The 9,887-nt window shown below is 67.2% G+C and carries 8 protein-coding genes; 4 read left to right on the top strand and 4 right to left on the bottom strand.

Going from position 1 to position 9,887, the window contains the following annotated elements; all coding sequences use genetic code 11:
* Positions 1-24 precede the first annotated feature (24 nt).
* Genes dsbG through dsbD form a run of 3 tightly spaced genes read right to left on the bottom strand, consistent with a single transcriptional unit; the run spans position 25 to position 3,327 of the window.
* The gene (gene dsbG / locus OH705_RS21050) at positions 25-783 is read right to left on the bottom strand and encodes a thiol:disulfide interchange protein DsbG (protein WP_267302886.1); all 759 of its coding nucleotides are present in this window, start codon (positions 781-783) and stop codon (positions 25-27) included.
* A gap of 1 nt (position 784) precedes the next feature.
* Positions 785-1,615: a TlpA family protein disulfide reductase gene (locus OH705_RS21045; RefSeq protein ID WP_267302885.1), complete on the bottom strand. Its 831-nt coding sequence runs from the start codon at positions 1,613-1,615 to the stop codon at positions 785-787.
* Entirely contained in the window at positions 1,615-3,327 is a 1,713-nt protein-coding gene (gene dsbD, locus OH705_RS21040; protein WP_267302884.1) for a protein-disulfide reductase DsbD, read from the bottom strand. The genes OH705_RS21045 and dsbD overlap by 1 nt, the downstream gene beginning before the upstream one ends.
* A 199-nt stretch (positions 3,328-3,526) precedes the next feature.
* Between dsbD and OH705_RS21035 the strand changes: the two genes are divergently transcribed.
* From OH705_RS21035 to OH705_RS21025, 3 genes are all read left to right on the top strand, one after another.
* Positions 3,527-4,210: a response regulator transcription factor gene (locus OH705_RS21035; protein WP_038705721.1), complete on the top strand. Its 684-nt coding sequence runs from the start codon at positions 3,527-3,529 to the stop codon at positions 4,208-4,210.
* A complete protein-coding gene (locus OH705_RS21030) occupies positions 4,207-5,529 on the top strand; it encodes an ATP-binding protein (RefSeq protein WP_038705722.1) in 1,323 nt (440 codons plus the stop codon). Before OH705_RS21035 ends, OH705_RS21030 begins: the two co-directional genes overlap by 4 nt.
* 132 nt (positions 5,530-5,661) lie before the next feature.
* The gene (locus tag OH705_RS21025) at positions 5,662-7,062 is read left to right on the top strand and encodes an aspartate aminotransferase family protein (RefSeq protein WP_094010580.1); all 1,401 of its coding nucleotides are present in this window, start codon (positions 5,662-5,664) and stop codon (positions 7,060-7,062) included.
* 95 nt (positions 7,063-7,157) lie between these two features.
* Here OH705_RS21025 and OH705_RS21020 read toward each other — a convergent pair whose 3' ends face one another.
* Complete coding sequence (locus OH705_RS21020; protein WP_267302883.1) at positions 7,158-8,090, bottom strand: siderophore-interacting protein; 933 nt, start codon at positions 8,088-8,090, stop codon at positions 7,158-7,160.
* A gap of 147 nt (positions 8,091-8,237) precedes the next feature.
* Here OH705_RS21020 and OH705_RS21015 point away from each other — a divergent pair, with 147 nt between their 5' ends.
* The gene (locus tag OH705_RS21015) at positions 8,238-9,860 is read left to right on the top strand and encodes a twin-arginine translocation signal domain-containing protein (protein WP_038705724.1); all 1,623 of its coding nucleotides are present in this window, start codon (positions 8,238-8,240) and stop codon (positions 9,858-9,860) included.
* Positions 9,861-9,887 lie beyond the last annotated feature (27 nt).

The following is a 9,887-nucleotide window of genomic DNA, read 5'->3' as shown; positions in this document are numbered from 1 at the left end:
GTGCCGCTTGCCCCGCGATGGTTTTCAGCGTTTGCCGAGGATCTTCCCGAGCATTTCCGGCCGCGGGGCGCCTTGTTGGCTCTGCAGCTGCCCCTGCTCGTCCTGATAGAAGATCGCCGGGGTTGCCGCCAGGCCCAGTTCCTCCATCAGCGCCAGGTTCGCCTCGAGCTTCTTCTGTACCGCCTCCGGCACCTTGTCCAGTGCCTTGAGCGTGCTGGCCTTGCCGGCCTTCTCGTGTTCCTGCAAGGCCTTGGCCGGGTCCTTGGCGGCGAGCAGCGCGGCGGACTTGCCCGGGCTGTCCTCGCGGATGATGCCGACCATGATGTGGCGCAGCTGCACCTTGCCTGACTCGACCCAAGGACGGGCCTGTTGCCAGAACATGTTGCAGTAGGGGCAGTTGGGGTCGCTAAACAGGTAGACGGTACGCGGCGCGTCGACCTTGCCGTCCTGGATCCAGGCGGTCTTTTCCATCTTCGCCCACACGGCCTTGCTCATCGGTGCGTACACCAGTTTTTCCAGTGGCTCGGCGCTGAGGTCCTTGCCTTGCTCGTCGAACAGGCTGCCGACCAGCACGTGCTTGCCGTCGGGGGTGAGGTACAGGGCGATGCCGTTGTTGTGGAACTCGGCGGCATAGCCGCGCAGCCCATTGGGGGCGTCGAAGCTGCCCTTGATCACGGCGCCCTTGGCTTGCAGTTGCTGGATCGCCTTGGGCAGTTCCTCTGCTTGCAGCGAGGGGGCGGCGAGCAGGGCGAGGGTCAGGGGCAGCAGCGCATTCAATCGCATGTCAGTTTCCTTGTGGGGCGGGCGCGTTGGCGCGTTCGAAGGGTTCCAGGGCGTGGCGCAAGCTGGCGCGCGACAGTTCGCCCAGGTGGCTGCCGACCAGCCGCCCTTCGGCGTTGTAGAACAGGGTGGTGGGCAGGGCCATGGAGCCGACCTTGCGGGCCAGCTCGCCGGTGCCGTCGAACAGCACGTTGGAGAGGGTCAGGCCGGTGGTGGCCATGAAGGTGCTAACGTTCTCGGGGGTCTCCCCCTGGTTGACGAACAGGAAGGTCACGTGGGGATAGTCGTCCTCGGCCTGTTGCAGCACCGGCATCTCGCGGCGGCAGGGTGGGCACCAGGTGGCCCAGATGTTGATCACCAGCGGGCGGCCGCGGTAGTCGTGCAGGGCCACCGCCTGGCCGCGGCTGTCGCGCAGGCTCATGTCGGGCAGCTCGGTGCCTTTGCTGTAGAGGTGGCTGGCCAGGCTGGCCAACCCCCAGAACAGGGCGCCGCTGAACAGCGCCCAGCCCAGCGGGCGGCGCAGGCCCGGGCGGCGCCATCCTTGCCACAAGGTGCCGAGGACGATGCCCAGCAGCCCGCCCCAGAGCAGGAAGCCGCCGTCGCGGATATCGATGATCTGCAGCGGGTCGTCACGGTACATCGGCCAGTAGGTGAGGACAAAACCCAGGCGGGCGAACAGCAAGCCCAGCAGGAACAGGTTGAACAGCGCCGACTCGGGGTTTTCGCCGCCGCGCCTTGCGACCCGCCAGCCGACCAGGCTGGCGATGCCCAGTGCGGCAAGCAGCAGCAGGTGGTTGAGGGCCATGGTCAGCGGCCCGAGGGTGATGGTGAGCATCAGCCTTGGCTCCTGGTCTGGGCCCAGTGCTGGAGGAACCCGGCGGCGTCGATTTCACCGGTGATGCGGCGGGCGCGACGTTCCTCGCCCTCCGGGCCGACCCAGATCAGGCTGGGCGGGCCCGGGACCTGGTAGCGTTGCAGCAGCTCGCGGCTGGCCGGGGAGTCGGCGGTCACATCCAGGCGCAGCAGGTGCACATCGTCAAGGCTGGCCTGGACATCGGCACGGGCGAACACCTGCTTCTCCATGACTTTGCATGACACGCACCAGTCGGCGTAATAGTCCACCAGCACCCATTGGCCACGGGCTTTGGCGGCATCGAGTTCACGTTGCAGCTCGGCCGGAGCGCTGACGGTGACAAAGGCGTCGTGGCCGCTGGCGGGGGCCGTGCTCTTGCCGGCAAAAGGCTGCAAAGGCTGCCACACATCGTTGCCACCGGCTGCGGCGCCCACCAGCAGCAGGCCACCCCACAGCGCGCCCAGCAGGGGGATCGCACGCAAGGCGGGCAAACGCTGCAGGGCAGGCCAGGCGGCCCAGCCCAGGGCGATCAACCAGGCGCCAGCCAGGGCCAGTACCAGCGTTTCCGGCAGCAGGCCGCGCACGGTGTACAGGGCCATGGCCAGGAACACGAAGCCGAACAAGCCCTTGACCAGGTTCATCCAGGCGCCCGGGCGTGGCAGGTAGCGATTGCCCAGGGTGACCAGCAGCAACAGCGGGACACCCATGCCCAGGCCGAGGGCGAACAGCACCAGTGCCCCTTGCAGCACGTCGCCGCTCTGGGCAATGAACAGCAGCGCGCCGGCCAGTGGCGCGGTCATGCAGGGGCCCAGCAGCAAGCCCGACAGGGCGCCCAGTAACGCCGCTCCGTACAGGTTGCCGCCACGGGTGCCTTGGCCGGCGCGGTCCAGGCGGTCACGCAGGGCGGCGGGCAGTTGCAGTTCGAAGGCACCGAACATCGGCAGGGCGAGCAGCACGAACAGCCCGGCCAGGCTACCCAGCAGCCAGGGTTGTTGCAGCCAGGCCTGCAGGCTGGCGCCCAGCAGCGCGGCAATCACGCCGAGTGCGGCGTACACCAGGGCCATGCTCAACACATAGACGCCGGCCAGCCACCAGCCACGGCGAGCGCTGGCGCCATTGCCCAGGACCAGCCCGGCGAGGATCGGCAGCATCGGCAGCGAGCAGGGGGTGAAGGCCAGCAGCAGGCCCAGGCCGAAGAAGGCCAGCAGGCTCCAGGCCAGGCTGTCGTGTTGCAGGGTGCCGGCCAGGGCTTGGTCGCTGGCCTGGTCGGCAGCCGGCGTTGCCGCAGCCGCCCCGCCAAGGGCGATCGGGGTGGTCTGTGGCGGATAGCATAGCCCTGCGTCCGCGCAGCCTTGCCAGCCCAGGCGCAGTTCACCGCTGGCGTTGGCCGGCAGCAGCAGCTCGAGTTCGGTGCGGTAGACCGCGCTGTCGCCGAAGAACTCGTCGTGGTGGTTCTCGGCCTGGGGCAGGGGCGGGTGCTGCTCGGGGGGCAGGCCGTCGAACTTCAGGCGTTTCTGGTAAAGGTAGTAGCCGTCCTTGATCTGGAAATGCAGGCGCATCTGGCCGTTTTCCAGGCGGTCGTGGGTCAGCACGAAGGCTTCGTTCACTGGCAGGAAGTCCGGTTTGACCGCGAACGGGTTGGCCTGTAGAGGGCCGGCGAGCAGGAATGTCAGGAAAAGCAGGAGAACACGCATGTCGACGCCTTGGCAGAACTTTGAAGGAGGCCATGCTGGCCTTGGGGTATTAACTGAAGGTTAAGCTGGTCCTAGGACCATTGGTGGGAGAGTTACAGCGCTCGATGCTATCAGCCCGACGAACGTCGCCAAACCGGTTCATAATCCCCCCTTAATGATGAACCTGTGCAATGCCATCTTCCCCACCCAGGAGCTCCCCATGCACGTTCTGCTCTGCGAGGACGACGACCTGATCGCCAGCGGCATCTGCGCCGGCCTCTCGGCCCAAGGCCTGACCGTGGACCGGGTGGCCAGCGCCTCGCAGGCCCGGCAGATGCTGCAGACCGCCAAGTTCGACGTGATGATCCTCGACCTGGGCCTGCCCGACGAAGACGGCCTTAAGCTGCTGCGCCGCCTGCGCCAGCAGGGCGAGATCCTGCCGGTGCTGGTGCTCACCGCCCGTGACGCGGTCACCGACCGGGTCGATGGCCTGCAGGCCGGCGCCGACGACTACCTGCTCAAACCCTTCGACCTGCGCGAACTGGCCGCCCGCTTGCACACCCTGCTGCGCCGGGTGGCCGGGCGGGCGGTGAACGTGATCGAGCATGGTCCGCTGCGCTACGACCCCAGCAGTTGCGAGGCGAGCCTGGCTGGGCGGCCACTGGACCTGTCGCGGCGCGAACAGGCGCTGCTCCAGGCGTTGCTGCAGAACCCGGGGCGCGTGCTCTCCAGCGAGCAGCTCAAGGACTGCGTCTATGGTTTCGGCGACGAAGTCGAGAGCAATGCGCTGAACGTGCATATCCACCACCTGCGGCGCAAGCTGGGCAACAGCATCGTCGAGACCGTGCGCGGCCTGGGTTACCGCCTGGGCCCGGCCCAGGCGCCGGAGGAGGCCGCAACATGAGCCTGCGGGTACGCCTGTCGCTGATCCTTGGCAGCGTGTTCATCGTCATCTGGGTGCTGGCGGCAGCGTGGATGCTGCGTGACCTGCGCCAACAGATGATGTTCTCCCTCGACCAGCGGCTGGTGGCCTCGGCACGCATGGTCGCGGGGCTGATCGACCAGTTGCCGCAGCCGCTGACCGCCAAGGGCCAGGATGCGCATTTCTCCGCCGACCAGTTCAGCGTGCCGGATGGCATGGCTTGCCAGGTCAGCTCGTTGCGCGGCGAAATCCTCGCCAGCAATCACAAGCACGATGGCGCCATGGACGACGAGCGCAGCGGGTTCCGTGACCAGACCATCGATGGCGCCTCATGGCGTACCTTCACCTATAACCATGGCGATGTGCGCATCACCACCGCCGACCGTCACCAGGAGCGCGAGGCGCTGAACCAGTCGATCCTGCTGGCGGCCTCGGCACCGGTGCTGATGGCTCTGCTGGGTAGCCTGGGGTTGTTGTGGATCGGCCTTGGCAAAGGCCTGGAACCGCTCAATCGGATGCGCGATGCCTTGCGCAGGCGCCGCGCAGACAGTGTCGAACCCCTGCAGGTGGCCGGCTTGCCCAGCGAGCTGCAACCGTTGCTCGACACCCAGAACCAGCTGTTCCTGCGCATCGCCCAGACCCTCGAGCGTGAACGCCGCCTGACCGACGACGCCGCCCACGAACTGCGCAGCCCGTTGACCGCGATCAAGACCCACCTGCAGGTGGCGCGCATGACTGACGGCGCGGTGCGCGAACAGGCCCTGGAACACGCCGAGCAGGGTACCGACCGCATGCATCGCACGCTGGAGCAATTGCTGATGCTGGCGCGGGTCGAGGGCAGCCTGTCGTTCGATGACGGCGTGCAGTGCAGTGCCGCCCAGGTTGCCCGACAGGCCATCGAGGATGCCGGTGGCGGCGACAACCGGCGCATTCACCTGCATCTGCCCGAGGAGGCGGCCAAGGTCTACCTGAGCATGCCGGCGCCGCTGGCGGTGGCGGCACTGCGCAACCTGTTGGACAACGCCTTGCGCCATGGCGGCGATGCCGCCGTGGAGCTGGATGTGCAGGCGCAGGACGGCCAGGTGGACTTCCTCGTCCGCGACCATGGCCCGGGCATCGCGCAGGGCGATCTCGAACACTTGACCGAGCGTTTCTGGCGCAACGGCCAGAGCGGCGGCTGCGGCCTGGGGCTGGCGATCGTCCAGGCCATCGTCCAGCGCTGTGCCGGCAGCCTGCGTTTCGACAGCCAGGCCGATGGCTTGCGGGTGCGCCTGCAGGTGCCGGCACGCTCAGGGGGTTGATCCGCAACAAATCCGACGGCAACCGCTAAATCCGCACCTCGCTGAAGCGTTTTTCAAGCGATAAGAACCCGACACACATCCGGTTACAGGGCGCGTGGCGGGCACATTCGCTTGCTTGCGAGGGATTTTCCGATGTCGACCGCTTCCAGCCTTGCCCAGGTGCTGCCGGCCACCGCGCCGCGCCCGCTGTATGAATTCGAGGACTCACCGCTGCTGCTGCGCCAGCAACAGCAGGAGTCCAACGCCCGTAGCTACCCGCGGCGCATTCCGCTGGCGCTCAAGCGCGCCCGTGGCCTGTACGTCGAGGACGTCGAGGGCCGCCAGTTCATCGACTGCCTGGCCGGTGCCGGCACGCTGGCCCTGGGCCACAACCATCCGGTGGTGATCGATGCCATCCAGCGCGTGCTGGCCGACGAGCTGCCACTGCATACCCTGGACCTGACCACGCCGGTCAAGGACCAGTTCGTCCAGGACCTGTTCGGCCTGTTGCCCGAGGGCCTGCGCGGTGAAGCCAAGATCCAGTTCTGCGGCCCGACCGGCACCGATGCGGTGGAGGCCGCGCTCAAGCTGGTGCGTACCGTGACCGGGCGCAGCACCGTGCTGGCATTCCAGGGCGCCTACCATGGCATGACCCAGGGCGCCCTGAGCCTGATGGGCAGCCTTGGGCCGAAAAAGCCCCTTGGCGCGCTGCTGAACAATGGCGTGCAGTTCCTGCCTTACCCCTATGACTACCGTTGCCCGTTCGGCCTGGGTGGCGAGGCGGGCGTGCGCGCCAACCTGCACTACCTGGAGAACCTGCTGAACGACCCCGAAGCCGGGGTGGCGCTGCCGGCTGCAGTGATCGTCGAGGTGGTGCAGGGCGAGGGCGGTGTGATCCCTGCCGATATCGAGTGGTTGCGCGGGCTGCGTCGGATCACCGAGCAGGCCGGGGTGGCGCTGATCGTCGACGAGATCCAGAGCGGCTTCGCCCGCACCGGCAAGATGTTCGCCTTCGAGCACGCCGGCATCGTGCCTGACGTGGTTACCCTGTCCAAGGCCATCGGCGGCAGCCTGCCACTGGCGGTGATGGTCTATCGCGACTGGCTTGACCAGTGGTCGCCGGGCGCCCATGCCGGCACTTTCCGTGGTAATCAGATGGCCATGGCGGCGGGCTCTGCGGTGATGAAGTACCTGGTAGAGCATCGCCTGTGCGAGCACGCCGAGGCCATGGGCCAACGCTTGCGTGGGCACCTGCAACGGTTGCAGCAGGACTATCCGCAGCTGGGCGACATTCGTGGCCGTGGCTTGATGCTGGGCGTGGAGCTGGTGGACCCGGCGGGCAAGCGCGACGCGCAGGGGCATCCGCCGGCATGCCGCAGCCTGGCGCCGAAGCTGCAGCGCGAGTGCCTGCGCCGCGGCCTGATTCTCGAGCTGGGTGGCCGCCATGGTGCTGTGGTGCGCTTCCTGCCGCCGTTGATCATCAGTGCCGAGCAGATCGATGAAGTGGCCGCCAGATTTGCCGAAGCCGTAGCGGCGGCGGTCAAGGCCGGTTGATATTCGGGGGCTGTGTTCAGCCCCTTGGTCTATTGCTGGTCAGGGCCCCATCGCCGGTAAGCCTGCGATGGGGCGCAAGGCGCCCCTGTTCATGTTCAGTCGAACACGCGCCCGGCGCGCCAATAGCCCATCAGCGTCAGGCTTTCTCGCGGCAGTCCGCGCTCCTTGATCAGGTAGCGGCGGATATCCATGACAGTCCCCGACTCCCCGGCGATCCAGGCATGGAAGTCGCCGTGTTCGCCGCAGGCCTGTTCCCACAGGATGCTTTCGTCGATATCCACGTCTTCCAGCTCGACCGTCGACGCGCCACGCAGCGCCGGCAGGCTGGCCAGCTCGCGCACGGCGTGCTGCATGCCTTGGCCGTGCTCGCTGCGCAGCAGGTCGCGTGGCAGCCAGTGCAGGCGGGTAGCCGGGCTCTGGCGCAGGTCGAGACAGTCGGCTTCCAACGGGACTTCGATGAAGGCTTCGACTGCCAGCTCCGGCGCGGTCGTGGCTATTTGTTCGAGGATGCCGGCAATCGCCGGCAGGGCGGTTTCGTCGCCGATCAGCAGAATGCGCCGGGCGCTGCGTGGCGGTTTCCATTCATAGCCGCCGGGGTCGTCGGCATACGCCAGGTTGGGGGCGACCATCTGCAGGCGGTCGCCGACGCGGGCATGGGTGGCCCAGGCCGATGCCGGGCCATTGACGCCGTGCAGGACAAAGTCCACATCCACCTCCAGCGCCTCGCGGCGCAGGGCGCGGATGGTGTAGGTGCGCATGGGCGGCATGTCTCGCGCCGGCAGTTCGCGCCGCGCCTGCTGCCATTGCGCTTGCTTGGGCAGGTTGGATGGCGCGCCGGCGGGTGTCGGGAACAGCAACTTCACGCGCTGGTCGGGGGCCAGGGTGGTCATCTGCGCGACGTCCTCGCCGGTGAAGACGAAGCGCGTCAGTGAGGGGCTCAGGGGTTCGATGGCCTTGAGGTCGAGGTCGAAGAGCCGGTAGGGCGTTGCCTGGGCAGCAGGTGCCAGGCGGGCAAGCGGGGAGGTCATGGGCATGCCTCTGTCAGCGGGAGATACCCATCAGACGAGCGCAATGCGCGGTTAATTAGCCGGTGTGTGCCGCGCCTAAATTTCCCTGGCCCACCTACGTTCTAGCTTGGATAGCAGTCGCGGCACGCGAAGACGGATTGAGGCGCAATGACAATTTCCCGACGAGGATTCATCGCCGGCCTGGCTGTGGCGGGCGCCACAGGCACGGCGGCCTATTACGCGCACAAGCAACTGACCCACGACCCCGAGGACGACATCGTCACGCCAGGCGAGGCCAGTGTCGAGCTGGCCGACTACGCAGGCCAGGTGCTGGCGGACCAACTGCGCGGCGTCTGGGATATCCGCTTCGAGGGTGCCGAGCGCGGCCTGGATGGGCTGCCCCAGCAAGGTGTCGAGATGTTCCTCGACGTCGCCACCAAGGGGCGCGGCCTGCGCGGTTTCGTCGATACCGGCGAGCGTTTGCGTGGGGCTGGCGAGCCGACCTACCGCGTACTGGGCGACCTGGTCGGCGCCAGCAGCGCCCAGGTGCGCTGGCGCTTGGTCAATCAGCACGGTGGGCCGGGCTACGAGTGCGTGGCCAGCCTTGACGAAGTCTGGGCCGAGTTCGCCAATGCCGGCAGCGGCACGCTGAGCGGGCGCGTGCAGCGTCTGGATCGGCCGCTGACCCTGCCTGTGCCCGACAGCCGCTTCGTCGCGGTCAAGCGGTTGTTCCCCGAGGCCCGTGAGCGCCTGCCGTATACCCCCGAGATGCTGGCCTGGGTGGTCGGTGCCGAACACCGCTTGTTCCATCAGCTCTGGCATGCCACCCGTGACCAGTGGCACAAGCTGCCGCGGAACAAGCAGGACGCCCTGCGTGGCCTGGGCTGGCAGCCGGGGCCCAGAGACCATGAGCGCGATGCCCGGGGCCCGCGCAAGCACCGCAATGGCTCGGGTATCGATTTCCTGTTCATGCACCGGCACATGCTGATGTATGCACGCACCTTGCAAGACTTGCCCTCCTGGCAGCGCTTCCCGCTGCCGCAGCCGAGCGTCGAGTTCGATCGCGCAGGCTTTGCCCGCTATTTCGACAACCATGACGGCTACTGTGTGCCGCCGACCTGGCAGGCGCCGGGTGACGAGGCCTATGGTCAGTGGGTCGGGGCGATCAAGGCCGGCGAAACCTATTGCAGCAACTTCCAGGTGTGGGAGTCGCAGTACCAGGACCCGTTGTACCTGTCGAAGCTGACCCTGGGCGCCTTCGGTTCGGAACTGGAGATGAACCTGCACGACTGGCTGCACATGTGCTGGGCGTCGGTGCCGCGTGATCCGAACAATGGCGCGCCGGTGCCTTTCGCCCGTGACCAGGCCGACTTTGCCGCGCGCTGGTTCGAGCCCGAAAACGACTTTCTCGGCGACCCGTTCTCGTCCCATGTCAATCCGGTGTTCTGGGGTTTCCATGGCTGGATCGACGACCGCATCGACGACTGGTTCCGTGCCCATGAACGCTACCACCCCGGCCAGGTACGGCGGCTGGAGGTCAATGGCGTGCCCTGGTTCGCCCCAGGTCGCTGGGTCGAAGCCGGCGACCCGTGGCTGGGCCCGGACACCCATGGCTGCAGCACCCAGCCAGGCATGCGCCTGGGTAAGTCGGTGGAGATGGATGTGGAGACCATGAAGCTGGCCCTGCGTATTACGTTCGGTAACGAGGAAAAGCTCGATGGCCTGCTGCGCAAGGTGCCGCAACGCCCTTGGTACGCGCGCCACCTGTCACTGAAGAACATCGTGCCCTGATGCACCCCATGCCCCTGCAAGCGGGGG

It is taken from the genome of Pseudomonas sp. BJa3, from assembly GCF_026343815.1.
Classification (GTDB): domain Bacteria; phylum Pseudomonadota; class Gammaproteobacteria; order Pseudomonadales; family Pseudomonadaceae; genus Aquipseudomonas; species Aquipseudomonas soli.
Note: the sequence above shows the minus strand (reverse complement) of the source record. Positions and strands in the feature narration are given on the sequence as shown.